At 77.5% G+C, this 1038-nt stretch carries 1 protein-coding gene and 1 pseudogene; both read left to right on the top strand.

The features are described from left to right. A pseudogene (locus tag MRQ36_RS33015) lies at positions 1–497 on the top strand (hypothetical protein); the annotation flags it as partial. Between the two features lie 62 nt (positions 498–559). Beyond that, positions 560–1038 (top strand): hypothetical protein (locus MRQ36_RS33010; RefSeq protein WP_242801753.1); only part of this gene is annotated, 479 nt, incomplete at its 3' end.

The raw sequence follows: 1038 nt of genomic DNA, 5'->3' as shown, positions 1-1038 counted from the left end.
GCCGGCTGCTCCGGCCCACGCACTACGCCGGCTTCGGTGAGGTGCCCCGACCCCAGCTGCGGCTGGTCACCGGGGGCACGGAGGAACCGCCCGTACCGGACCGGGCGGCCGGGCGGGCGGAGACCCGGCGGGCCCGGGACGAGCGGGCGGCCGAACGTACCGCCCGTGCCGAACGGGCGAAGCGGCGCCGGGCGTTGGAGCGGGAACTGGCGAAGGCCCGGACCGACCAGGAGCGGGCCGAGGCCGAGTTGACCGGGGCGGTCCGGTCCGAGCAGGAGGGCGCGGCGGCCCTGGACCGGATCGAGACGGAACTCGCCGAGCTGGAACGCCGCCGGGCCGTCGCCGAGCAGGAACTGAGCCGGACCCGGTTGGCCCGCCGCGCCGCCGAGCGGTCGGTCAGCCTGGCGCGCCGACGCACCGGTGAGGTCGAGGGCGCGGTCGAGGCGCTGGAGTCCGAAGAGGGGGCTGCCGCCGAGGGCGGTGAGCGGGCAGACTGATCGACGATGGCTGACCACGTTGGACGGACGTCGTCCGCACCCCTGACCGAGGTCTCCGACGGATGACCCCGGAACAGGTCGCCGCCGCGGGCAAACCCCTGGTGCTGGAGCTGGGCGAGGCGTTCGGTCGTTGTCCGGCCACGCTGCGCCGGGCGCGGCTGCTCGGGATCTCCGGCTGGGCGTTCTACATCACCGGCCGGGCCGGCGCGCTCGGTGACGTCCGGGCCGAGACGGCCGCGGCGGCGCTCGGCTTCATCGCCCCGGACGCGGTGGCCGACGGCTGGGACGCTGCCGCGCGTACGGTCCGGCCGGCGGAGGTGGCTGCCGCGAACCTGGCCGAGTGCTGCCGCTGGGGTGCGCAGCACCTGGCCGAGGTGCCGGGACTGCCGCGACTGGTCGGGCTGCTGGAGCGGGCGGTGGACGCGGCGGACGCCAGCGGCATGCCGCTCTTCGCCGCCTGGCGGGCCATGCCGGTGCCGTTGGACGTGCCCGGCGCCCGGGCCGCGGTCGGGCTGCTGCGGCTGCGCGAGCACCTCGCCGG

The sequence above is a fragment of the Micromonospora sp. R77 genome, assembly GCF_022747945.1.
GTDB lineage: Bacteria > Actinomycetota > Actinomycetes > Mycobacteriales > Micromonosporaceae > Micromonospora.
The sequence above is the reverse complement of the archived record's forward strand: the minus strand, read 5'-3'. Positions and strand labels throughout refer to the sequence as shown.